At 66.9% G+C, this 23670-nt stretch carries 16 protein-coding genes and 1 pseudogene; 6 read left to right on the plus strand and 11 right to left on the minus strand.

Annotation, left to right across the window (positions count from 1 at the left end; translation table 11 throughout):
* The first annotated feature begins 242 nt into the window (after positions 1-242).
* Positions 243-1448: an RNA polymerase sigma factor gene (locus ACBR40_RS14915; RefSeq protein WP_371249050.1), complete on the plus strand. Its 1206-nt coding sequence runs from the start codon at positions 243-245 to the stop codon at positions 1446-1448.
* Here the strand turns inward: ACBR40_RS14915 and ACBR40_RS14920 are convergent.
* The 3 genes from ACBR40_RS14920 to ACBR40_RS14930 are packed head-to-tail and all read right to left on the minus strand — an operon-like array spanning position 1441 to position 4637.
* Positions 1441-2649 (minus strand): hypothetical protein, encoded by a 1209-nt coding sequence (locus ACBR40_RS14920; RefSeq protein WP_371249051.1) that lies wholly within the window; start codon positions 2647-2649, stop codon positions 1441-1443. The genes ACBR40_RS14915 and ACBR40_RS14920 overlap by 8 nt on opposite strands.
* The gene (locus tag ACBR40_RS14925; RefSeq protein WP_371249052.1) at positions 2646-3497 is read right to left on the minus strand and encodes a phosphate/phosphite/phosphonate ABC transporter substrate-binding protein; all 852 of its coding nucleotides are present in this window, start codon (positions 3495-3497) and stop codon (positions 2646-2648) included. The genes ACBR40_RS14920 and ACBR40_RS14925 overlap by 4 nt, the downstream gene beginning before the upstream one ends.
* Before the next feature lie 9 nt (positions 3498-3506).
* Positions 3507-4637 (minus strand): acyl-CoA dehydrogenase family protein, encoded by a 1131-nt coding sequence (locus ACBR40_RS14930; protein ID WP_371249053.1) that lies wholly within the window; start codon positions 4635-4637, stop codon positions 3507-3509.
* A gap of 1071 nt (positions 4638-5708) precedes the next feature.
* Here ACBR40_RS14930 and ACBR40_RS14935 point away from each other — a divergent pair.
* Both ACBR40_RS14935 and ACBR40_RS14940 read left to right on the plus strand, forming a co-directional pair.
* Positions 5709-6230, plus strand: coding sequence for a hypothetical protein (locus tag ACBR40_RS14935; protein ID WP_371249054.1), 522 nt, complete (start codon positions 5709-5711; stop codon positions 6228-6230).
* A gap of 709 nt (positions 6231-6939) precedes the next feature.
* Entirely contained in the window at positions 6940-10245 is a 3306-nt protein-coding gene (locus ACBR40_RS14940; RefSeq protein WP_371249055.1) for a type ISP restriction/modification enzyme, read from the plus strand.
* Between the two features lie 104 nt (positions 10246-10349).
* Here the strand turns inward: ACBR40_RS14940 and ACBR40_RS14945 are convergent.
* A pseudogene (locus tag ACBR40_RS14945) lies at positions 10350-10618 on the minus strand (transposase family protein); the annotation flags it as partial.
* Positions 10619-10755: 137 nt separating this feature from the next.
* On the opposite strand from ACBR40_RS14945, the gene ACBR40_RS14950 reads away from it, so the two are divergent.
* Both ACBR40_RS14950 and ACBR40_RS14955 read left to right on the plus strand, forming a co-directional pair.
* Entirely contained in the window at positions 10756-11121 is a 366-nt protein-coding gene (locus ACBR40_RS14950; RefSeq protein ID WP_371249056.1) for a hypothetical protein, read from the plus strand.
* Positions 11118-14675, plus strand: a complete 3558-nt coding sequence (locus tag ACBR40_RS14955) for a tetratricopeptide repeat protein (protein ID WP_371249057.1) — start codon at positions 11118-11120, stop codon at positions 14673-14675. Before ACBR40_RS14950 ends, ACBR40_RS14955 begins: the two co-directional genes overlap by 4 nt.
* Positions 14676-15728: 1053 nt before the next feature.
* Here ACBR40_RS14955 and ACBR40_RS14960 read toward each other — a convergent pair.
* The 4 genes from ACBR40_RS14960 to ACBR40_RS14975 form a co-directional block, all read right to left on the minus strand.
* Positions 15729-16367: a DivIVA domain-containing protein gene (locus tag ACBR40_RS14960; RefSeq protein WP_371249058.1), complete on the minus strand. Its 639-nt coding sequence runs from the start codon at positions 16365-16367 to the stop codon at positions 15729-15731.
* An 8-nt stretch (positions 16368-16375) separates the two neighbouring features.
* Positions 16376-17497: a globin domain-containing protein gene (locus ACBR40_RS14965; protein ID WP_371249059.1), complete on the minus strand. Its 1122-nt coding sequence runs from the start codon at positions 17495-17497 to the stop codon at positions 16376-16378.
* Entirely contained in the window at positions 17494-17883 is a 390-nt protein-coding gene (locus ACBR40_RS14970; protein WP_371249060.1) for a group 1 truncated hemoglobin, read from the minus strand. Before ACBR40_RS14970 ends, ACBR40_RS14965 begins: the two co-directional genes overlap by 4 nt.
* Before the next feature lie 849 nt (positions 17884-18732).
* Positions 18733-19767, minus strand: coding sequence for a hypothetical protein (locus ACBR40_RS14975; protein WP_371249061.1), 1035 nt, complete (start codon positions 19765-19767; stop codon positions 18733-18735).
* 141 nt (positions 19768-19908) lie between these two features.
* Here ACBR40_RS14975 and ACBR40_RS14980 point away from each other — a divergent pair, with 141 nt between their 5' ends.
* Positions 19909-20115 (plus strand): hypothetical protein, encoded by a 207-nt coding sequence (locus ACBR40_RS14980; RefSeq protein WP_371249062.1) that lies wholly within the window; start codon positions 19909-19911, stop codon positions 20113-20115.
* 220 nt (positions 20116-20335) lie between these two features.
* On the opposite strand, the gene ACBR40_RS14985 is transcribed toward ACBR40_RS14980, so the two are convergent.
* Genes ACBR40_RS14985 through ACBR40_RS14995 form a run of 3 tightly spaced genes read right to left on the minus strand, consistent with a single transcriptional unit; the run spans position 20336 to position 23663 of the window.
* A complete protein-coding gene (locus tag ACBR40_RS14985; RefSeq protein WP_371249063.1) occupies positions 20336-22114 on the minus strand; it encodes a pectinesterase family protein in 1779 nt (592 codons plus the stop codon).
* Positions 22111-22374, minus strand: coding sequence for a hypothetical protein (locus ACBR40_RS14990; RefSeq protein ID WP_371249064.1), 264 nt, complete (start codon positions 22372-22374; stop codon positions 22111-22113). The genes ACBR40_RS14985 and ACBR40_RS14990 overlap by 4 nt, the downstream gene beginning before the upstream one ends.
* Positions 22374-23663 carry a sugar ABC transporter substrate-binding protein gene (locus tag ACBR40_RS14995; RefSeq protein ID WP_371249065.1) on the minus strand — a complete coding sequence of 430 codons (1290 nt, stop codon included), beginning with the start codon at positions 23661-23663 and terminating at the stop codon, positions 22374-22376. Before ACBR40_RS14995 ends, ACBR40_RS14990 begins: the two co-directional genes overlap by 1 nt.
* Positions 23664-23670: the final 7 nt, after the last annotated feature.

Genomic DNA, 23670 nt, shown 5'->3' on the forward strand with positions numbered 1-23670 from the left:
CTCACCATTCCACCGGCGGCTCCGCCAGGCCGCCGGTGAGCCTGCCCTCGTACCTGCGCGGTGACTCCACGGGTACGGCGAGCCGCATCCCGGGAAAGCACGGGACGAGCTCGGAGCCTGGAGATGGAGTCGTCGGCCGGTACGGCGCGCTTGCGCGCCATGAGGCGCCTGCCGTACTCCGGCTCCGCCGTACCGACCGCGTAAAGTGAGTGACCGGCCGGTCACACAGAGGAGTCGGGGGCTTGAACGAGCAGCTGAGCAGGGATGCGCTCGACCGCGCCGTGCGCGAGCACGGCGGACGGCTCGCGGCCGCGCTCGTGTCCCTGCTCGGCGACTTCGCCACGGCGGAAGACCTCGTACAGGACGCCGTCGAGACCGCCCTGCGCCGCTGGCCGGAGGAGGGAGTGCCCTGCCGTCCCGACGCCTGGTTGTTCACCGTCGCCCGGCGGCGCGGGCTCGACCTGCTCCGCCGCGAGTCGACCTACCGCCACAAGCTCCAGCAGGTGCGTGGCCCCGGATTCCACGAACCCGACGGGCGGCTGCGGCTCATCTTCACCTGCTGCCACCCCGCCCTCGCCCGCGAAGCCCAGATCGCCCTCACCCTGAGGGTGGTGTGCGGCCTCAGCACCGCGCAGATCGCCGCCGCCTTCGTCGTCCCCGAGACCACCGTCGCCCAGCGCCTCACCCGCGCCAAACGCAAGATCGGCGCGGCCGGCATCCCCTACCGCGTCCCGCCCGACCACGAGCTCCCCGAGCGGCTCGACGCCGTCCTCGCCGTCATCTACCTGCTCTTCAACGAGGGCTACCTGTCCAGTACGCCCGAGCGCGCCCACGCCCGCGACCTCGTCGACGACGCGGAATGGCTCGCCACGCTCCTGCACGGACTCCTCCCCAAAGAGCCGGAAGTGGCCGGGCTGCTCGCCCTCATCCGCCTGCACCGGGCCCGCGCCGCCGCCCGCTTCGACGAGCAGGGACGTCTCGTCCTCCTCCAGCGCCAGGACCGCACCCGCTGGGATCGCGACGCCATCGACGACGCCGCCGCCCTGCTGAGGCACGCCGCCCGCGCTCACCACAGCCCGGGGCCCTACCAGCTCCAGGCCGCGATCGTCGCCTGTCACACCGAGGCGCCGAGCTTCGAGGAGACCGACTGGGCGCAGATCCTTGTCCTGTACGACCTGCTGCTCCGCACCGCACCGTCACCGGTCACCCGGCTCCACCGCGCGATCGCCGTGCGCTACGTCCTGGGGCCGGAGGCCGCGCTGGCGGAGCTCGACGCGCTCACCGACGCGTTGCGGCGCTATCCGCTCCTCCATGCCACGCGCGCCGAAGCGCTCCGGGCGCTGGGCCGTACGGACGAGGCGCGGGAGAGCGACGAACGGGCCCTCGCCCTCACCACCAACCCCGCCCAGTACGCCCTGCTGGAAGAGCGGCTGCCGCCGATCACATGAAGTTGCGGGTGTGCAGGGCCGACAGCTCCGCCGCCTCGTCGGCGGGGAAGCCCAGCCGCACGAGCCGATGCTGGCGTCCCTGGTCCATCTCCTCCTGCAACTCCTGGACGGCGGCGTAGCCGCGCCTGATCCCCGACGGGCTCCACTCCCCCGCCGCCAGCAGCACCAGGGCGTCGAACACGTCCTGGTTCAGTCCTGCGCTGGAGACGAGCGTCTGGTGCCGCTGCTCGACCGCGCCACGCAGCCGCCCCAGCAGCGTCGGATCCACCTTCCCCTGGTGCTGCAGATGCGCCACGCCGAACGCCACGTGCCTGGCCTCGTCCTGCCTGGCCATCCTGGCGACCTGGCGGGTGACCGGGTCGGGCGCGTTCCTGTCGATGAAGGTCAGCAGGTTGAGGAAGCTCCCCTCGCCGAGCACGGACAGCAGGAACGAAGCCAGAGAGAAGTCCGGCTCCGTCAGCAGCGTCGCCAGCGACTCCCGCCCGCTGACCGACGAGGTCCCCATCTCCCCGCCGCTGAGCAGCGCCCGGCGGGTGAAGATCTCGACGTGCCTGGCCTCGTCGGCCGCCTGTACGGCGAGCAGTTGCAGCACCTCGCGGAAATGCGGATGGATGCGGGCCAGCAGCCGCGCCGGCACCACCAGAGCCGCCTGCTCGTTCTCGACCAGGAAGGTCATGATCTGCACGACCGCGCGCTCGATCTCGGGCGCGAGCGCGACCTCCGCGTCCCATCCGATCGCGGTCGCCGGATCCCACTGGGCTGAGGCGGCGTGCGCGTACAGGCTGGGCGCCAGCTCCGCCCACACCAGGTCGCGTTCCACGAGATCGGCGTTGAGCGGAGGGCCGCCGGGCTCCACGAGCGCGCCTCGGGCGGCCAGCCCCCAGCTCGGGTCGGGGCTGGCGACGATGCCCCCGGGCTCCGGCCGCCCCGCCCGCTCCGCGCGAGCCCAGCGGTCGAGGTCGGTCCGCCCGCGCGTCACCGTCGCTCTGACGCCCTCGTCGTTCTCCTCCGCCCGCAGCGCCCGGTGGCCCTTGCCCCGGCACCACGCCTCCAGGTGCACGACCAGCGCGGGATCGAGACCGGCGACGGCCAGTTCGGCACCCGGCGGCAGCGTTTCCAGCGCCCGTTGCACCAGCAGATGCGCTCCCTGCTCGAACCCGAGATCCCCGAGGTCGAGCAGCGACCGCGCGGTCCCGGTCACGGTCGGTATCCCTGCGCGGTGACGGCGCCTTCCGCGCTGTAGAAGCCCGTCTCGTCGACGGCTCGCTCCAGCGCGCCGTATCCGCTGACGCGGCCTGGCCGCCAGCTCGTCAGTCCCTCCAGGTCGAACAGCGGTCGCACCTGGGGATCGACATAGGACATCGACAGCAGCAACTCGCCGAAGTTCCGCTTGGTCTGCTCGGGGACGGTGTCGCCGACGCTCATGTTGCAGTGGTCGTACGGCGGCGTCTGGGCGAGGACGCGCGTGCTGCCCGCGCTGAGCGTGCCCTCCTTGCCGAACAGCAGATGGTTGCTGTCGATCATGCAGGCGGCGGCGACCTTCCCCGCGGCGAGCGCCCTGGCGGCGTCGCGTTCGCCGCCGATGTGGTCACCGTGCAGGCCGACGCCCACGTCGAAACGCCGCAACTCGACCTCGGCGCCTTCCCGCAGCCCGTGCTCGGCGAGGAAGGACCCGGGCAGCAGCGTCGCCTGCGGCGAGTCCACGGCGCCCACCGCGATCGTCTCTCCTCTGAGGTCGGCCAGGTCTTTGTACGGCGAGTCGGCCAGGACCACGATGACCGAGGTGAGATCACGGTCGGTGTCCCGCATCACCAGCGGGGTCAGCGTGCGGCCGTTCGCCTCGGCCAGCCTGCGGCTGCGGATCCAGGACAGCGGCGAGTTCCACGCCGCGTCGATCCGGCCTGAGGCGAGGTCTTCCGCCTGCCGTTCGTAGTTGGAATAGAGGACGAAGTCGAAGGGACAGCCGTGCTCGTTCAGCCAGGAACGGAAGCCTCCCCATATGGTGACCACCTTCGGGTCATAGGCGACGGCGCCCATCAGCAGAGTCATGGTGGCCTCCTAGAAGAGCGGCAGGCCGAGAGTGGCCCGGCCGACGAAGTCGTGGAGCGCCTCAGTGGTTGGCGCCATGACACGGGCAGCCAGGGCGTCGCGGAACAGCCGCTCGACGCCGGTCGACTTGCGGAAGGCCGAGCCGCCGCAGAGCCGCATCACCTCGTCGGCCACCTCGGCCGCCGCCTCGCCCGCCACGGCCTTGACCTGCAGCACGCGCAGCGTCGCGTCCTCCCGTCCCGTGCCCAGCGCGGCCAGGGTGTCGTCGCGGAAGGCCCGGGCCGTGTCGGCCAGCGTCCGCACTCGCGCGAACCTCGCCCGCTGCAACGGCTGATCGGCGAGCGTCTGGTCGAGATGCTCCAGTCGCGTGCGCAGCAGATGCTCGCGCGCCGCCCCGAGGAGGGCCTCCATGAGCCCGATGGAGAACGACGCGTTGAGCACCAGGAAGTACGGCAGTCCCGTCTGCAGAGCCTGGTCGAGCCCCTTGCCGTCCGCGCCGAGCAGCGCCTCCGTCTCGACGGTGATGCCCTGGCCCTTGATCGGGTTGGACGCGTTGCCCCGCAACCCGAACCCGTCGAACGGCCCGCGCACCTCGAGCCCCTCGGTACGGCTGGGCACCAGCCAGATGCTCATCGGCCCCTCGGCGTCGATGGGCCGGCTCGACCACACGTAACTGTCGGCCTCGCCAGCGGCCGTCACCCAACTCTTGTCGGAGTCGAGTCGCACCCGCCCGCCGTCACGCGTCGCCGTGCCGAGCGGAGCCCAGAAGTGACTGCGCGACCCGGCTTCCGAGAAGGCCAGCGTTGTCAGGTGCTCGTTGCGGGCGATCTCCTGGCGCGCTCGCGGGCTTCCATGAGCCTCCACCAAGGCGGTCGCCGCGTAGTGCATCAGGACGATCATCGCCGTCGAACCGCAGGCGCCGGCGAGTCGCTCGACGACGTGAGCGGCCTCGGCCATCCCGGCTCCCTTACCGCCCACCTCCTCGGCACTGATCAGGCCGAGCAGGCCCGCCTTGGCCAAGGCGTCGATACTCGCTCGGGGGAACGCACCGGTCCGGTCGATTTCGGCGGCCTGGGGGGCGATGGTGGATTCGATGACGGAATCGAGGGCGGCGAAATGCTCTGAGGCCTCAGGAGACATGGCTAATCACCACTTTCGAGGGGGTCGTGGTCGATAGCTGGACGTCGTCGGATGCGCATACACCAATGGACGACAATCGTCATTTCAGCTCGCGCATTGCAGCGCACGAGGAGACATCGCCCGAGGTGAACATCACAACCGATCGTACGTAGGCGTTCCGTTAGCGTCAACTGTCAGATGAATAGAGCCAGCTTGGCAGGCCAATGCGAATAAAATTCGCATAGCAACCTGGGGTCCCAGACATCGACCATCCAAACTGGCGCGTGATTGGAAAATCCGCCTACCCCAGTTCATGTCCGCAGCAGGTCGCCGCGCTCACCGACGACGGCGTCCTCCCCACCCCCGCGATGGCCCAGGCGTCAAGCGCGGCGCGCAGCAAGACCCGCTTCCGCCGCACAATCACCGTCACTAGTGACGCTTTCCACTTCGGGCTTCACTCATCGCTGGAGCGCTCAAGCCCATCATCATGCTCGGCCAGGAACATGAGCCCGAGGGGCCCTGGGCACTGCCGGCCGAAGCCATCAGAACGCTGGACCTGCTCCCACTCGCCGTTGCGTTCAGGCGCGAACACACCTGAGTCGCTCGCATGGATCCGCGCCGGTGTCCACACCCGGGTCGCCGCCCACCAGCTCAACGCACTGCAGCTGGCTCCGCCTGGGCAACCCGATGACGAACTTGAGCGATGGGCCCATGCCCGATTGATGGACCTCTACCAGGACGCGATTCCTGGTCTGCTCACACCTGCGCAAGCCGCCGTGATCTGCGGACCATTCGCAAAGCCCGGTAGCCCGTTGCGTGGTCTCGCGTAGCTCAGCAGATACCGGTCATCCTGCTTGAGGGCCGGACTCCGGGCCCTCCGGTGTTGGATATCACCGCCCAGATGGGCGAGGGGACGGAGTGGCGCCCAACGGTCGCCTTCTCTGCTCACCTCGAGCAGGCGAGCGCGTTCCTGACCGAGCGACCCCCATCTCCAGCCAGCGTTCCCACAGTTCGAACACCGGAAGCGATCGAACCCCTCATTCCGCGAATCCGCAGATTCTGTTGTGGAACCACCCGTCTCAGGTGTGCAGCATGCAGCCTCCGAGTGCACTTGACGAGCGTGAGCTGTCGATCCTCGTCCGCATCGGATTGAACGTGAAGCCCGTGACATCACGAGAAACACGCTTGGCGCCGATCGCCAACGCTCTGCAGGACCGGAAGCTTGCTGTCATAACCCGAAGGAAGGGCTTCTGGAGCGCCGCCCTGACGGAATCCGGCCGGCTCTACCTGGAGAGCGGGAACCACCTCCCAGCGACGAAAGCCAACCAGCCGGATACGAATGAATCGGCCATTGACCCCAAAGACTTTCTCAGTCAGCTCATTAACGCAGGCGGCATCTTGCGGATCAGCGACCCGGACGAGGTAACCCGCCGCCTGCGGCGGGAGGTGGCCCAGGCCACCCGTCGGGGCGGTTTGATCCCTGATGGATACCACCTCACCCTCAGAGGGTGTGACCAAGGCGATCTCGAAATACGCCTCAAGACAGGCGACATCGGCAGTCGGCGAGGAAGGCTCGGTCAGTCAGGAGCGAATCCCACCCTGCGCCGACGCTGAGCTGCCGTTCGAGAACGGTGATCCGATGGCGAAGGCGAAGGTTACGGCGTTCTCGGCTCGATCGCCCATCGAAAGCCCGTCGCAGCGCCGCGGAGCATTCGTGACGCCAAAACCACGAATGATCATCGTGCCGCACTCTGAGCGACTGGGGATCGTCTACGTAAGGCGAGCCCCAACACGACTACGATCGAGCCGGATGACGTCATCGGCAGGTGAGGTGCCAGTGCAGTGGTGGTTCTCGAAAAGACGATCAGTGTGCTCTAGGCAGTAGCCGAAGGACGCCCCCTCCTCACTGGGCTCGCAACAGTACTCGATTCGCCCACGTCCGCTCGCAATGACCCAGCAGCATCTTCCTTCGTCGAAGAGCGCCTTCTCATCCTCTGTCCATCGCTCGGGATGGGTGTACGGCGTGATGACGTGACTGAGGATGTCCATAGATCCACCTTGTTCGCGACGGAGCCCCGAAGATCCGCCTGACAGTCGAACATGATACCGAATAGAGCTGTGCGGCTAGTCGGTTCGGGCAAGGTAGAACGAAGCCCTGCCGCCAGGCTGCGGCAGGGGCTTCGGGATCGTATACAGCAGAGATCGGCTTTTAGGGTCACCGCTTTCCGTAAATAGGGTCTGGAACGTGTGAAACTGTCAGACCCAATCACGCGATACTCAAGAGACCGGTCTGGCGCAACAAATTCACATCGAACGGGTGTACATGGCCGCGACGAATCCCCCTAAGCCGCTGCTGGACAAGGCCGCTGAAGCGGTGACGCGCTTCGGCAAATCCGCCGCCATCAAGTTGAACGGCGGTGGGCAGCCCGAGGATCAACTCCGTGCGCCGTTAGAGCGGCTGTTCGAGGACATAGCCGCAGCTCTCGGTGTCGACGTGGCCATGATCGGTGAGATGTCCCTGGCCACACTCGGTGTACGTCCGGATTATGCCGTGGACGTGGCCGGTGCCCGGGTGGGCTATGTCGAACTCAAAGCTCCTGGACGCGGCGTGCCGACGACCTGGACCCCGAACAAACACGAGAAGACGCAATGGGAGAAGCTGCGTCTGCTGCCGAACGTCCTCTATACCGACGGCGCTCTTTGGGCGCTCTATCGCGATGGCGAGTTGATCGGGCAGGTGGCCCGGTTTAACGGTGACGTCCGTACGGCAGGTAGCAAGCTCGTTCCCAGTGACGGGGAGTTCGCCCGCGTCGTTTCCGATTTCCTTCTGTGGAAGCCGAATCCTCCGCGCAACATCCGCCAACTCGTTCGCGCTGTGGCCGGATTGTGCAAGCTACTGCGGACGGAAGTGCTCGAAACCATTGGCCGTGAACTGCGGGGCGAGGAGAAGCAGAAGATCTTCACCGAGCTCACCACGGACTGGCGCAAACTGCTGTTCCCCGGCCTCACCCACGAGGAGTTCGCCGACGCATACGCGCAGACGGTGACGTTCGCCATGTTGCTAGCGCGGGTGGACGGCATCGCCTTCGAGGGCCGCAGCCTCGGCCAGATCGCCGCACACCTCGGCAAGAACCACTCGCTCATGGGCAAGGCGCTAGCCGTACTGACCCATGACGCTGTGGAGGGCCGCAGCGTCGTCGCCGAGACGCTCAAGCGGGTCATCGGAGCGGTGGACTGGGATCGAATCAGCGACGGCTCGGCGGACTCCTACCTTCATCTATATGAGCACTTCCTTGAGGCCTACGACTCCGACCTCCGTAAGGAAAGCGGCTCGTACTACACACCGAACGAGGTCGTCTCGTTCATGGTCCGCTTCGTCGATGACATCCTGCGCAACCGGTTCAGGCGGGAAGGCGGCTTCGCAGCAGACGACGTCGTAGCCGTGGACCCGGCGATGGGCACGGGAACCTACCTGCTCAACATCGTCAACAGCGTGGCTCGGACTGTGGAGAAGGAGGAAGGCAAGGGCGCGGTTCCCGCCCAGCTGAAGAAGCTCTTCGGACGCCTGATCGGACTGGAGCGACAGGCCGGCCCCTACGCCGTCGCCGAACTCCGGCTGAATCAGGCCCTCAAAACGGAGCATGGAGCCGAGGTCGCCGAGAAGGACCAGAAGCTCTACGTCGCCGACACTCTCGACAGCCCCTTCGACGACACGCACCTTGACCTGGGCTCGATGTACGAGCCGATCGTGCGGTCTCGCCGCGAGGCCAACCGGGTCAAGCGCGAGACCCGGGTCCAAGTCGTCATCGGCAACCCGCCGTACCGGGAACGCGCCAAAGGGCTGGGCGGCTGGATCGAGCAGGGCGCCAGAAACTCCGGCGTCGGCACGCCGCTGCTGGACTTCAAGGCCACCGGGCTCGGCCGATACGAGTATGTGCTGTCCAACATGTATGTCTACTTCTGGCGGTGGGCGACGTGGAAGGTCTTCGACGCCCACCCGGACCAGCCCGCGGGCATCGTGGCGTTCATCACGACCTCGGGCTACACAACCGGCCCTGGCTTCGCTGGAATGCGCGAGTACCTCCGCCGGACAGCCGACGAGGGATGGATCATCGACCTCTCACCGGAGGGACACCAACCCGACGCGTCGACTCGCGTCTTCCCTGGCGTTCAGCAGCCGCTCTGCATCGGAATCTTCGCCCGATACGGCACGGGCAACCGGGAGACACCCGCGCTAATCCATCACATGAGCCTGGCAGGGCGCCGCTCCGAGAAGTTCGCTCGCCTGGCAGAGCTAGATATCGGCGGATCCGGCTGGGCCGACTGTGCAACCGGCTGGTCGGATCGACTCCAGCCCGCCGGAGGGAAAGATTGGCGTAGCTACCCGGCGCTCGGAGATCTGATGCCCTGGCAAGCTCCTGGAGTCAAGCCAAATCGGACTTGGGTGTACGACCCGAACCCGGAGATCTTGCGAGACCGTTGGGAACGCCTGATCGCAGCGTCTGCCGGCGACAAAGCCACCCTGTTCAAGGAAAGCGACGCCCGTAGGCTGGACAGCCGGATCCAGCCGATCAGCAGTTTCCCTCTCCACGTCGGAACGATCAAGGATGAGTCCGGCCCCTGCCCCGTCCCGGTGCGTGTCGGCTATCGGTCCTTCGACCGTCAATGGGTGATCCCGGATAATCGGGTTCAGGAACGCCCCCGCCCTGAACTCTGGCAGGTGGCGAGTGACACCCAGGTATTCGCGACAGAACAGCATGCACATGCCATCGAAACTGGTCCCGGTCTGGTATTCACCGCCTACGTGCCGGACATGCACCACACCAACGGCCGGGGTGGGCGAGTACTTCCGCTCTACCGTGATCGCGCTGCCGGCTCGCCCAACCTCGCTCCCGGCCTGACACGCCTACTTTCCCACCGTCTCGGCCTATCTGTCACGGCGCCCGACGTGCTGGCATACGTCGCGGCGGTGACCGCCCACAGCGGATATACGACTCGCTTCGCCCAGGAACTCCGCACCCCGGGTGTTCGGGTACCGCTCACAGCTGACCCAGAGTTGTGGAACCGCGCCGTACACCTAGGGAAACGCGTCATCTGGCTGCACACCTACGGCGAGCGCTTCGTGGACTCGGCCGAGGGCCGTCCCGCAGGACCCCCAAGACCGGATCCGGCCCACCGTGCAAAGTCACAAGTAGCTATCCCCGGAACGGCTGAAGAGATGCCCGATGACATCTCCTACGACCCCGAAACTACGACCCTGCACGTCGGCGCCGGCCGCATCTCCCCTGTCCGCCCTGAAGTGTGGGCGTACGAGGTGTCCGGGATGAAGATCGTCAAGAAGTGGTTCGGCTACCGCAAGAAGAACCCGGCAGGCCGAAAGTCCTCTCCCCTCGACAACATCCGCAGCGAAGAATGGCCCGCTGAGTTCACCACAGAGCTGCTGCAACTCCTCCACGTACTCACGCTGTGCGTGGAGCTGGAACCCGACCAAACCACCCTGCTGGAGAAGATCTGCAACAGTCCCCTCATTCCCATCACCGACCTCGAGCGAGCGGGCGTCTTGCCGGTTCCCGCCAGCGCTCGCAAAGCCCCGGCTGGCGAATCCCCGGAAGCCCCAACCTTGTTGTAATCACGTCCACCCGAACGCGCTTATCCTGGCAGCTGCCTAAGCTGATCGCGTGACTCAGGGAGACGATGCTGTTCCCGCTCGTAGGACTGTTCACTGAGCCCTTTTCATCCTCGGGTGAGCTCGTAGTTCTGCAGGACAGCGATCGCTCGCAGAGCTGGCCCGCCTTGTGCGGGCAGCAGCGGAGTTTGCGGAGGATGCGCCAGCTTTTGAACAGGCCGTTGGCGCGTTCGCCTGGTCCGCGGAGCCGGGCTCGGGAGCGATTGGCCGCTTTCTGGGAGGCGGGTTTGTTACGGTCCTTGTACGGCGTGGCGATCGGGCCTTCGGCGCTTTGGTAGCTCTTGCCGGCCAGGGTCAGCACGCCGGCCTGCGCCAGGCGATTGTCGATTATAGCGTGGCAAATCCACACTCCTGGGGACAAGGTCCGGTCAGCTCCGGGAGGATATTACGTACTCCATGCGTTCGGGTGTACTAGCTCCGCGCGATCTTGCCGAATTATCGAGGATGGCCACCATGCGTAGACGTGTGTTGATAGGGGGTGGGGCCGTGCTCGCGATGGCGGCCCTGGTAGGGCTGGGTATCTACTTCAACCGGGTGGGATTGGATGATGCTGACAAGCTGGCCAGTGTGATCGGGCTGTTCGTCGCGGTGGCTGGGCTGACGATGTCAGGGTATGGTCTGGTCGCCGACAAACGAGGCGGTGGGGGAATGCAATCACGGTCCTCGACACATCCCGAGCAGCCCGCGAAGGCCACTGATGACGGAGCCAAAGGCAGCTCTGACACGGATGGGGCGCACAACGTTCATCAACGGGCTTCGGCTGAGGGGACAGGCCGGGTTTATCAGGCTGGCCGCGATCAAATTATCAACGAGCGGTGAGTCGTCTGAGCGGCGGCCGCCGAAAGGTGAGGCAGCGCGCGGACGCATCCGGGTTTGCGCGCATCTACCAGGCCGCTGGTAACCAAGTCGTGTACCAGGGGGCAGAGTCCTACCAGCTGACGGCATGGCCGCTGCAGGCGCAGCCGCTGGTCGCGCGGGAGGCGCGGGCGCGGCCCAGTGTGCTGCTGCGGGCAGCGAACGGGTTGACCGACTTTGTCGACCGACCGGGTGCCTTGGCCGATTTCCGGGAATGGCGGGATGGACCTGCTCACGGCAGGGTCGCGATCCGGCTCGTTCATGGGCCGGGCGGGCAGGGCAAGACCAGGCTGGCTGGTCACCTGGCCGACTTGTGGCAGCACCAGGGCTGGGTGGCGCTGGCTGCCCACCAGCGCCGGGACCGCTCTGCACCTGAGATATTCCAGATTCCCGCCCTCGACGAGGCGACTGGGCTGTTGGTGGTTGTGGATTACGCTGAGCGGTGGGACACCGTTGACCTGTTGTCACTGCTGGCCGACACCCGGATCCGTGCCGCGCTGCCGGTGCGGGTACTGCTGCTGGCCCGCTCGGCCGGCACTTGGTGGCAAGGCCTGAAGTATCGCATCGACCGCGAGTTGAATCTAACGGCCACTCGGTACGAGCTGAAACCGTTGGAGCAAGAGACGGGCATCGACCGAGGCACCTTGTTCGCCGCTGCTCGTGACAGATTCGCCGAGCTGCTGGAGATACCCGGTGCCAAGCGCGTTGACCCGCCGGCGGCGTTGGAGCGGCACGAGTCCTACCAGCTGGTGTTGACCGTGCACATGGCCGCTCTCGCCGCGGTGCTGGCCTGCGGTGAGGGCCAGACGGGGCCGGTCGACCCAGTGGCAGTGTCGAAGTTGTTGCTGGACCGGGAACGCGATCGCTGGAGGACGATGTTCGTCCTTTCGGCCGAAGATCGGCTGCTGACCTCTCCCGATGCGATGGGGCAGCTCGTCTATACCGCCACGGTGACCGGCCGGCTCCGCTATGACGACGGACTGGCAGCCCTGACGCGAGCCAAGATCGAATCTTCCGAACATCCCGGGCAACTCCTGAAAGATCACGCGAGGTGCTATCCACCCCTGGGCTCTGGCAAGCCGGGGCACATTCGGCAGGATGCCGCGCCGGCACATGATGTGGGTCAGGCCATGGTGCTGGAGCCGCTGTATCCCGACCGGCTAGGCGAGGACTTCCTAGCCTTGGCCACCCCCGGCCACTCTTACGATTATCCTGTTGACCCTTGGGCCGATGACGCCCCCGCACGCCTGCTGGCCCCGCCTCGCTCACCTGGCGATCATGCTGACGATCGGTTCGGGGAGCACGACAGCATGCCTGGCTGGGTCCGCCACGGAATGATCACTCTGATCGAGGCCGCCGATCGCTGGCCTCACCTGGCCCACCGCCTATATCGACTGGTGGCCACCTACCCTCATCTGGCCCTACATGCCGGAGGTGCCGCCCTGGCCACCCTCGCCAACATGGAGGGCATCAATCCAGAGTTGCTGGAGAAGATCGAGTCGGTGCTGCCGACCCGTCAGCATGTCGATCTGGACATCGGCATTGCGGCGGTTGCCACTCGGCTGTCCAAGCACCGGCTGGCCACCACCACCGATCCTGCCGAGCGCGCCGTCATCTACGACGCCCTGGCGGTTCGGCTCAGCTACGCTGGCCTGCGCGCCAGCGCTCTGACTGCCAATGAGCACTCCACCGAAGTCTGGCACCGCCTGGTCGAAGCCAACCGGGATGCCTACCTGCCCAACCTGGCGGCATCGATGGGCAACTACGCGAACCGGTTGGCCGAGGCCGGGCGGCGAGAGAAGGCGGCGCTGGTATCGGAGCAGACGCTCACTCTCTACCAGGAGTTGGTCCAGGCCAACCCCGACATCCACCTGCCTAACCTAGCGATGTCACTGAACAACCATGCAAATCGGTTGAAAGATATTGGGCGGCGCGAGGAGGCGTTGCTGGTCAGTCAGGAGGCCGTCGACCTCTACGAAAAACTTCTCGAGCTCAACCGTGAAATGCATCTGCCCGACCTGGCAAGGGCACTGGCCAACCATGCCATCCAATTGACATATGCTGGGCAGCGCGAGGAAGCGGTGTCGGTATCAGAGCGGGCGCTCATCCTCTACCGGGAATTGGTTCAGATAAACGCTAATGCCCGCCTGCCAAACCTGGCCATGTCGCTTAAGAATCACGCGGGTCTACTGGCAGAGGTCGGGCGGCGCGAGGAGGCGTTGCCGGTCAGCCAGGAGGCCGTCGACCTCTACGAAAAACTCGTCGAACTCAACCGGGAGGCGTATCTGCCCGGCCTGGCGACAGCGTTGGACACGCACGCCGTTCGACTGGGGCAGGTTGGACGGCGCGGGGAAGCAGTGTCGGTATCGGAGCGGGCGCTCGTCCTCTACCGGGAATTGGTTCCGGCCGGCCCCGACCTTTCCCTGCCCCAACTGGCGCTGTTACTGAACAACCACGCCGGTCTTTTGGCGCAGATCGGGCGGTGCGAGGAGGCGTTGCCGGTCAGCCAGGAGGCCGTCGACCTCTACGAAAAACTCGTCGAGCTCAATCGGGAGGCCCACCGGCCTGGTCTGGCGGGAGCGTTGAACAATCACGCTGTCCTGCTTTCGCAGATCGGGCGGCGTGAGGCGGCGGTCCAAACCAGCCAGGAGGCCGTTCATTTGCGTCGCGAGTTGGTCCAGGCAAACCCCGACGCCTACCTACCTGACCTGGCAATGTCGCTGAACAACCACGCCAGGCTGCTGACAGAGATAGGCCATTGCGAGGAGGCAGTGTCAGTCAGTCAGGAGACAGTCGGCCTACACAGCGACCTGGTCAAGCTCAACCGGGAAGCCTACCTGCCCAACCTGGCGATGTCGTTGGTCAACAATGCAGGCGTCCTGGCGGAGATCGGGCGGCGCGAGGCGGCGGTTTCAGCATCAGAACAGGCACTTACCTTCTACCGGGAGTTGGCTCGGACCAATCCGGACGTCTATGTGCCTGACCTTGTGAAATCGCTGACCAACTACGCGAACCGGTTGGCGCAGGTTAGGCGGTGTGAGGAAGGCCTCCTGGCCAGCCGGGAGGCCTTCGACCTCAGCCTGGCGTTGGCCCAGGCCAACCCCCATGCCTACCTGGCTGACCTAGCGGGATCGCTGACCACATACGCCGCTCAGTTGGCGCAGGTAGGTCAGTGCGCGGAGGCGGTCCCCGCCAGCCAGGAAGCCGTCCGCTTGATGGGCAAGCTGGTCGAGCGAAATCGGGAGGCTCATCTGCCAGATTACACCCGAAGTCTTACGGTTCTTGGGCTTGCCCTGGTGCAATGTGCACGGTTCGGTGAAGCGGTCGCACCCCTGGCGGCGGCGTTTGCCACTGCACAGCAGTTGCCCGAATACGCCCAACGCATCATCGGCATGATCGTCGATTTGCTGCGTCGCTGTCATGCAGGGGACGCAGCCGTGGTGGCGGCGAAATTCTGCGAGATCACCGGCCAGGACGTTCCCGATTGGATGAGACAATCACCCGCTGCCGAGGACTGACGGTATTCAGCGAGTCGGCTGGACGGATGCGTGCCTTGCTCACGGTTTGAGCTCCGATCGCCACGTGTGGCCGGTCATGACTGCGCCTGCTAAAAACCACATCCATGCACGTCAATCAGGCTCTGCATCACTTTCGAAGCGACTACAAGTTCTGCTGCCAAGCAGACGCACATCACCTACCGATGGCTGCTCCGTGGTTTCTCGTACGCCTTCGATCTGCCGTGGAGCTGGGACCTCGTCACGCAATCCTGACCCTGCACAGCGGTGTCGAGATAGGGGAAGAATGGACATAATGGCGATGGTCAAAAACGTATGGTTGCTCGGTGGTTGCTCGCGTGTACGCGATACAACACGGCACGCGTCAGCACAGGCCGGCACGACGACGGGGATAATTCCGGCCACGACAATACGAAACAGCACTCCGCGACACTGAGCGACATCAAACGAGGATTCTCATAATCCGTGGGTCGTGGGTTCAAGTCCCACCCGCCCTACTCTTCTCACCACCGCGTCCCTGGCTTGAGCAGGGGTTTCGCGGGAACCTGGGTTACGCGGACAGGCAGCAGGAAGCAGCCGTGTGCCGCCCCTCGCGGAACATACGCAGAATGGATCTTGGGGTGTTTTCCCAGGTCACACATAGCAAAAGACCCCGGTCGGGGTCCGGGGTCCACTGCGTTCCGCGTGCTCACTGCGACAGGGCTTCCAAGATCCGGCCGTTGGCGACCTCCCGCTGTCCGTCGATGCACTTGGCGTACACCTTGAGCAGCACATCCGCCCCGCGCCCGGCGCGCTCGGCGGCTTCCGGGGCATGGACGCCGCGCCGTGCTGTTCGATGTGCTCCCTGAGGATGGACACCAGTTCGGGAGGGATCGGCACGATGCGGGTCGTCTTCACGTCGCGGTGCTTCAGGCCCCGCTCGTCGTGCCTCTCCCCCGAGTCCGTGTAGCGCTTCATGCTCTCCGAACGTGTCTTCTGGCCGGCGCCGCGGTGATGTCAGCGGGAAGGTGGTCGGCCAACCGCGCCAGGGCACGTCCGGAGTCTGTCGTAAGCCGGTCAGCGGTGGGCGTGTGAGAAGCTCTGAAGGACCTGGTTGTCCTGGTCAGGGATATGGCCGAGCTTGTCGACCTCTTCAGCCAGCCCTGCCAGCACCGCGCGGAGCTGCACCCGGGTGACGTCGGCGAAGGTTCGCAGGTAGGCGATCTGCCGCTCCAGTTCCTCGGCCTCGGCACCGTGCTCGCCGCCGCGCGAGCGGTAGGCGCCGACCGCCTGGTCGGCGGCCTCCTCCGCCTGCCGCTGCGCTTCCGTCAGGATCATCTCGTACTGCTGGCGGGCCTCCCCGAGGATCCGCCGGGCGTAGTCCTCAGCCTCCGCGATCTGGACGTCGGCGGTCTGCTGGGCGCGGGAGAGGATGTTGATCGCATCGACGCTCAGGGCCTGCTGCTGGGGAGCGGCGGGCTCGGCGCTGATGCCGTGCTCCTTGTACCACTGCTTCAACCGGTCGATGTACGCCCGCAGGTCCGCCTTCTCCTTGTCGCCGGCCGCCACGTCTTCCGCGACCCGGTACAGGAACGAGCGCACCTCGTCCTCGCTGTAGCCGCGGCGCCCGAGTGGTGAGCGCGAGAACTCCTGCTTGCGTATCCGATCCGGGGTGAGGGGCTGGCGTTCGCGGTCCGGGTGATCTCCCCAAGACATCTCTGCCGTCATGACTCCCCGCCTTTGTCGCTCGTGAACTCGTCGAAGTGGATCTGCTCGGAGGGCACGCCCGCGTCCAGCAGTCGTCCGACGGTGCTCTGAGCCATCTCCGTGGAGCCGCAGACAAACACCTGCTGGCCACGCCATGCCTGCAGCGCGACGTCCACGGCGTTGCCGCGGGCGCCACGGTAGTAGGGGTCGTTGGAGACGGCTGGGACGACGGTCAGCCAGGGGTGCTCCGCGGCCATCTTGGACAGCGCCTCGAGGTCGTACAGCTCCCGGGACGTCCGGGCGCCGACGACGACGTCGACCTTCCGCGACGGGCCCTCGTACATCACCTGTTCCACCAGTGCCTTCAGCGGCGCGAGACCCGTGCCGCCCGCGATGAGGAGCAAATCGCCGGGCATGTCGGGGGAGAGCTTCAGCTTGTCGCCGACCGGCGCTCCCACGCGCAGTACGTCGCCGCGCCGCGCGCCCATGACCAGGGCGGCGCTCAGCACACCGCCGTCGACCATGCGTACGTGCAGGTCGATCGTGTTGTCCTGGCGCGGCGCGTTGGCGAAGGAGTAGAAACGCCAGACGCGCGGCCGCCTGGAGTGCGAGATCGACGCCGACTGGCCGGGACGGAAGACGTACTGGTAGTTCAGCCGGGCCCGGATCACCGCGATGCCGAGGGCGGGGGTCTCGTGGCTGATGATCTCGCCTTCCCACCAGGGCGGGGTGGTCTTGGACGCGTCCACGGCCGCTTCCGACATCACCTGGGCCACCAGGCTGTACGCCTTCGTCCAGTCCTCGGCGAGGGCAGGCGTCCAGCGGTCGCCCAGGAAGTGCTCCAGGGTGGCGAGCAGCGCCCTGCCGACGGCCGGGTAGTGCTCCGTCACGACGGCGAACTTGCGGTGGTCCCGGCCGAGCTGCTGCAGGTACGGGACCAGCTCCTCCACCCGGTCGACGTTGCTGACGATGTGCCCGAGCGCGCCGACGAGCCGGTCGCGCTGGCTCGCCATCGCCACCGGGAACAGGTCCCTCGTCTCCGGGTTCATCAAGAACAGGGCTGAGTAGAAGAACAGCGGCACCTGGTCGCCCGACCGGGCGACGAGGCGCCAGCTGTCCTTGAGAGCTTGCGCGTTCACTCAGTCGGCCGTCTCTCTACTGGCCCGGCCACAATGGACGACTCCACCTTGTTCAAGGTCAGCTCGACGTGCCGCAGGATCTCGTCCCCCACACCGGCCCCCTGCAACACGGAGAGCAGGATCTCGCCGACCTTCGCGTAGTGGTCGGCGGTGATGCCCATGCCGCGGTGCGCCTCTGCCAGGTCGCGGCCCTCGTACGGCTCGGGGCCGCCGAGGACGGAGCAGAGCAGCATCACCATGTGCCGCTTCAGCCTCGGCATGTCGATGCCGGCGAAGTAGGGCTTGAGGGCGGCGTCGTCGAGGACTCGCACGTAGAAAAGGTCGACGACGTCGCGAACAGCCGGCGCGCCGCCGACCTGGTCATAGTGGGACGGCGAGATTGTCACAAATCCTCCAAGTGGGCCATGCGTCGCAGGACCGGCTGACGGTGTTCGGGGTTCGCCGCGGTCACGACGCGAGGAATGGCGAATGGACGCACCCTGGCGCTCCGGACGCCGAAAGCCCGGGCGCCCGCGAGAGATGCGGTGAGTGATGGTCGTGGGTTTCCTGCCGTCACCCTTCCTTCATGCCAGAGCAAAGGCACCGAGCCGGATTTCGTTACGCAGGGTAACGGTCGGTCACGCCTCAGGTGCCTCGCCTATCTAACCATGCCCCCTATGCCCCATGAACCCCCTCCCACGCTTTTTTGACCCATGTGTCTCACGAACAGGCAACCTCTCCTGTCCGACCATGGAAGTGCCGATGGGCATCTCGACTCTGGCGGACTCCGCTCCCGCGACACACCGCGACAGAACCCCCATCCCGCACCCACTCACCGCTTGACCTGCAGAAACACCCGGCGGGCGAGCGATGGAAGGGTCTGACATGTCGAACCACTTCACCGGCCTCAGCCTTGCGCCACAACTCGGCGACCAGCGGCTCGATCTGTGCGACCGGTACGCCTTCCAGGCGCCCGACGCCGTGTACCGCATGAGCATCGACAACGACGGCGCGGATCTGGGCCGGTGCAGCGTCCTGCGCGACGGCGAGCTCGTCCACGCGGACCGGGGCGGGCATCCGTCGATGAGCGGCTTCTTCAACACCGACGCCACGGAGGTGGAGTACAACGCCGGCGAGCCGGTCAACGGCCGGGAGAGGTGGACGGACCAGTTCGTCCACCTGCTGGGCCACACGGGCGAAGGTGTGTACCAGGACGCTTCACGTGGCATCGCCCTGGTACCCGGGGACAAGGCCGGTCAGCGGAAGTCGGAGATGCGCAGGACCGCCAGCATGTCCGTCGCTCGGGAGCCGGTCGAGAAGGATGCCTCAGCACCGACCCAGCCGCGGAAGGCTCCGGTGTCGTCGATGATCTGCATGAGCGGTTTGACATGGGAGTTGCCGGTGTAGCAGAACTCGTCCCGCTCCATCGCCAGGCAGGTGCACCAGTGCCACAGCGTGTCGCGGCGGTCGGACTTGGAGATCATCGTCAGGTAGTACTGGATGGAGGTGATGTCGGCGCTCGTTCCGCCACCGTACTTGGGGCAGCCGCCCTCCTTCTTGCAGGCGCTGTTCGAGGAGGGCTGCAGGTAGGTCAGGCACGAGGTGGTGGCGGAGCAGGCGCGGAAGGAGGACAGGCCGAACGGCTGGTTGTCGGAGGTGACGAGCTTACCGCTCGCCCAGCTCCTCAGGTCCTGCCTGAGCGAGCCGGGGAACGCCTTCACCGAGCTCATCGCGCGGCGCGTGCTGATCGCGGCGTTGCTGCCGTAGCCGTACCCGTTCGTGGCCAAGGTGCTCTGCTTGAGGTCCAGGCGGGCCAGCTTGCCGTCAGGCGAGGTCCGCACGTACCACTGCTCCGTCCACTTCTGGGCGATCTTCCACCGGATGGTGAGCACGTCTCCTGACATGGTGTACGTCCCGGTGCGGCTCTCGTCGGGGGCCCCGGTGAAGCCCCCGGCGGTCAGCACCTGGCAGGTGCGAGGCCGCGACTGCTTGCCACCCGCCTTGGTGCTGCAGCTCGAGTCGGGGACGGTACCGGTGCGCTGCCTCGCCTGGGGATGACGCTGCCACCACAGGTACATGGAGGCGCTCACCGTGCCGTTCGCGGCGAAGCGGTAGTTGCCCAGGCGTAGCCAGTTCTGCTGGGAGGCGGCTTTCAGGTGACCCTGTGAGACGACGAAGGTGGTCTTGCCGCCCGGCAACGACGCGGCGGAAACCGCGGCCGCCGTGGCGGATTGTGCGGGCAGGATGGTGATGGCGAGTACGAAGGACAGAATTGCCGCTGCGGTACGCATGGAGAAGCTCCGGAAGGCTTACGGACTTGGCCGATCGTCAACGCGCCACCATATCGGCCAGGGCCGGAAACGTCTTCAAAACCGAACATAGAGTTACCGTGCGTGTGGTCACCGGCGCGCTTCACCCTGTGTGGAGCGGTCATGGGCCACGCGCTGGCGCAGGTGCGGGTGCTTATGGGCGCACGCTGGTGCTGGTCGATCGCGGTCGCGCTGGCGTCGCGCTCGCCGCAGGTGGAGGTGCCCGGCAGTCGCCGGCTGCCGGGCATTTCTCGTTCTCGACCGTACATATTCGCTGCCGAGAAAGGCGCCAAGAAGCCGTCATTCTTACTTGCTGCGGCATTCTTATGACAGTCCCGCCGCCCCGCTGCGTTTCGCCGACGTGCTCGCCCTGGCCCATCCGACGCCGCGCGACGAGATGCGGGCGGCGGTCTTCCGCCACGCGGTCTCTGATCGCGGACGGCGGGATACCGGCCGAGGCCGCCATGGGCCAACGATCATACGACTGCTACAAGGCTGGATCGCCGCGGGTAAAGACCGGCGCGGGCTCCCGCGGCCCGGGCCGTCCATCTCAGGGGCGCCAGCCCGCCAGATACCGCTCGACGGTGTGCCTGGCCGCCTGCCGGTCGGTGAGCTGCGGCCGGTCGGCCGTCACGGCCGCGCCCGGGCCGGTGTTGCGGTACTCGGCGAAGCGGCCCTCGCCCGCCCAGGGGTCGTCCAGGACGTGCGCGTCCAGGTAGGCGTCGCGGACCACGGCCGCGCCCGAGCTGCCGAGCGAGACGGATCGGGCGATCTCGCCGGTCAGCCGCCCGCCGTTGACGAGCACGGTGCCGCCGGCCAGCACGTTGCCGGGGCCGGCCGACCTGATCGTGCAGCCGTCCAGGACGGTCGTGCCCTGGCCGCGTACGATGTCCGCGTCGCCCTCGGCGTAGCAGTCGCGCAGGTAGGCGCGGCGACCGTCGGCCTGGAGCACGCCGGCGTGGCCGATCAGCCTGGCACCGTCGAAGGCGGTCCTGTCCCCCGCCGAGCGCGCGGCGGGAGCGGGCCCCGGGTTGACCGTCTCGTCGGTGGCGTTCTGGAGCGTGACGTCTCGGATGGTGACGCCGTCGGCGAGCACGGCGAGGGTGGCGCTCCGGGCGGTGCCCCAGGTGCCGCCGTAGAACTTCGCCGCCCCGGCGGACAGGTCGTAGGTGATGACCACGTCCTCGGCGTTGCCGGTCGCGCCCCTGATCGTCAGGTCGCGGCGCCCGGCCCAGACGCGCGGCATCTCGCGGTAGACGCCGGGCCCGACGATGATCTCCGCGCCGGGCGGCGCTGCGCCCACCGCCGCCTGGATGCTGGCGAAGTCGCCGGTGCCGTCGAGCGCCACCGTGATGCGGCGCGGCGCCCGCCGCTCCCCGCCGGCCGGCCCAGCGCCCCGGCTGACGATGCCGGGCACCTTCTCGGCGGGGTCGAGCGTGTAGGCGTAGTACGCCGACGGGTCGAACGCGGTGCCGGCGCTGTCGGAGCGGCCCGGCGAGTCGCGCAGCACGTTGCCCCGCTGCACGACCTGCGAGGCCGGGTCCTTGGCCACGACGGGGTCGGGGACGCCCTGGTAGTAGCTGTTCTCCACGACCAGCCGGCCGGCGCCGCGGATCATCGTCCCGTACATGGCGGTGTCCTGGACGTAGTTGTTGTACCAGTGCGCGGCCTCGGTGTTGTCGATGCTGGCGTTGCGCTGGTGGGTGCCGCGGATCCAGTTGTGGTGGAAGGTCACCTTGGTCACGACGTTGGGGGTCCAGCCGACGCCGACGGCCTTGTTGTGGTCGCTGAAGACGTTCCAGGAGACGGTGACGTAGTCGCTGTCCTTGCGGATGTCGAGCAGGCCGTCGCCGGTGCGGGTGAAGTGGTTGTGGTCGATCCAGACGTGGTGGGCGCCGTCCAGCTGGATGCCGTCGTAGTCCTTGGTCTTGCCGTCCCAGTCGCCCGGCACGTAGCTGTCGCGGATCGTCAGATCGCGGATGATGACGTTGTGCACGCCGTTGAGGAAGAACCCGCCGTGCACCAGCTCGGCGCCCGCGCCCTCGCCGACGATGCTCTTGTCGGAGGCGACCGCGATCTCCCTGCCGTACGGCTCCATCGTGATCGAGCCCCTGACCTTGATCACGTACGGCTCGGCGGCCGTGGCGTACCGCTCCAGGTCGGCCAGGTCGTCCACGGTCACGGTCTCGCCTGCCGCGCCGCCGGTGGTGCCGTCCACCCCCAGGGCGCTCAGCCCGGCGAACCCGTCGGCCCGCTGCTGCTCGGCCTGCGCGGGCGCCGGGGCCAGCAGGAGCCCCGCCATCAGGGCCAGGACCGCCGCCGCCCTCACGAGATCCTCCCCGCGCCGGCGCGCGCCTCCACGTACGCGTTGTTGTAGACGTGCACCTTCCCGTGCCGTACGCGCGGCGCCCGCTGGTTGAGCCCCGACAGCAGGTTGTGGTGCAGGGTGACGCGCAGCTGGCCCGCGTCGTGCTCGGAGAACACGCTCCACGAGACGGTCACCAGGTCGCTGCCCCTGACGACGTCGAGCAGCCCGTCGTGGTGCGAGGCCGTCACCGCGGCGACGGCGAGTGCGACGACAGCGTGCATCAGCCGTTCCTCTTCTTGTACGCGGCCTGCGCCTCGGTCAGCTTGCCGGCGAACTCGTCCAGGAACGCCTTGGCGCTGGTCTGGCCCAGCAGCACCTTCTGGAACTGCGGCTCCGCCCACGTCTTGGTGATCTGGTTGAACTCCGGCAGGTGGTAGGGCATCTGCACGACCTTGGTGGCCGGGTCGTTCAGCACCCGCTGCGCCTCGGTGATGTGCGCGGCCTTCGAGGGCGGCACGTCGGTGTTGGCCGGGATGACGCCGGTCTGCTCGGCGAGGTAGCCGCCCATCTCCTTGGCCGCGAAGAACTCGGCCAGCTTGGCCGCGGCGTCCTTGTTCTCACTGGCGGAGAAGACGGCGACGCCGCCGACCGGGTTCGACAGCACGGTCTGGGGGCCGGTGTCGGACTTGGGCACGGAGAAGGAGCCCACCTTCTCGTCGCCGAGTGCCTTCTTGTGGTCCTGGTAGGAGCCCAGGTTGTGCTGCATGATCGCGATGCTGCCCGCGGTGTCGAATTGGGCGACCATCTTGACGTAGTCGTTCTGCAGGTCGCCCTCGGGCGTGTTCTTCTTGTACAGGCCCGCGTACTTCTCCAGCGCTGTCACGTTGCGCGGGTCGTTCAGCGTGGCCTTGCCCGCGGCGTCGAAGAACTCGGTGACGCCCGACTGGCCGTAGACGACCTCCAGCATCTGGGCGACGGAGCCGGCGCCGCCGCGGATGGTGAAGCCGAAGCGGTTCTTGCCGGGCTCGGTGAACGTGTCGACGACCGTGAAGAACTCCGACCAGGTTCGCGGGGGCTCCACCCCCGCCTCCTTGAACCAGTCCTTGCGGTACCAGAACGCGCCGGAGTTGGTGGAGATCGGGTAGATGTACATCTTCCCGTCGGGCACGACGTTCTTGACCGTCGTCAGCAGCGCCTCGTTGAACTTGCCGTTCAGCGCGGGGTTCTTGGCGATGCGCTCGTCCACGGGTTCGAGCGCCTTCTGTGCCACCAGGCTGCCGAGCCCGGAGGTCGAGATGTCGGCCACGTCGGGAGTTCCGCCGCCGGCGATGGCCGTGTCGAGCTTCTGCGACGCCTGCGCGATCGGCACGCCCACATAGTTGACCCTGATGGTCGGGTTGGCCTTCTCGAACTGGGCGATGGCGTGCTGCCAGACCGGCGTGCGGGCGGGCCCGGCGTTGGTGTCCCAGAAGGTGATCTCGGTGGTGCCGTCCTCGGAGCCGCCGCCCGAGCCGCAACCGGCCAGGACGGCCGCCAGCACGATGGCGGCCAGCGGCGCGTGTCGTCTCATGTGCCCT

The organism is Nonomuraea sp. AD125B, assembly GCF_041402765.1.
Lineage (GTDB): Bacteria > Actinomycetota > Actinomycetes > Streptosporangiales > Streptosporangiaceae > Nonomuraea > Nonomuraea bangladeshensis.

What these genes read in the sequence shown, in the direction of transcription:
- ACBR40_RS14925 (WP_371249052.1), bottom strand. Translation starts at nt 3,497, where the DNA reads ATGACTCTGCTGATGGGCGCCGTCGCCTATGACCCGAAGGTGGTCACC.
- ACBR40_RS14930 (WP_371249053.1), bottom strand. Translation starts at nt 4,637, where the DNA reads ATGTCTCCTGAGGCCTCAGAGCATTTCGCCGCCCTCGATTCCGTCATC.
- ACBR40_RS14935 (WP_371249054.1), top strand. Translation starts at nt 5,709, where the DNA reads ATGCAGCCTCCGAGTGCACTTGACGAGCGTGAGCTGTCGATCCTCGTC.
- ACBR40_RS14940 (WP_371249055.1), top strand. Translation starts at nt 6,940, where the DNA reads ATGGCCGCGACGAATCCCCCTAAGCCGCTGCTGGACAAGGCCGCTGAA.
- ACBR40_RS14950 (WP_371249056.1), top strand. Translation starts at nt 10,756, where the DNA reads ATGCGTAGACGTGTGTTGATAGGGGGTGGGGCCGTGCTCGCGATGGCG.
- ACBR40_RS14960 (WP_371249058.1), bottom strand. Translation starts at nt 16,367, where the DNA reads ATGTCTTGGGGAGATCACCCGGACCGCGAACGCCAGCCCCTCACCCCG.
- ACBR40_RS14975 (WP_371249061.1), bottom strand. Translation starts at nt 19,767, where the DNA reads ATGCGTACCGCAGCGGCAATTCTGTCCTTCGTACTCGCCATCACCATC.
- ACBR40_RS14980 (WP_371249062.1), top strand. Translation starts at nt 19,909, where the DNA reads ATGGGCCACGCGCTGGCGCAGGTGCGGGTGCTTATGGGCGCACGCTGG.
- ACBR40_RS14990 (WP_371249064.1), bottom strand. Translation starts at nt 22,374, where the DNA reads ATGCACGCTGTCGTCGCACTCGCCGTCGCCGCGGTGACGGCCTCGCAC.
- ACBR40_RS14995 (WP_371249065.1), bottom strand. Translation starts at nt 23,663, where the DNA reads ATGAGACGACACGCGCCGCTGGCCGCCATCGTGCTGGCGGCCGTCCTG.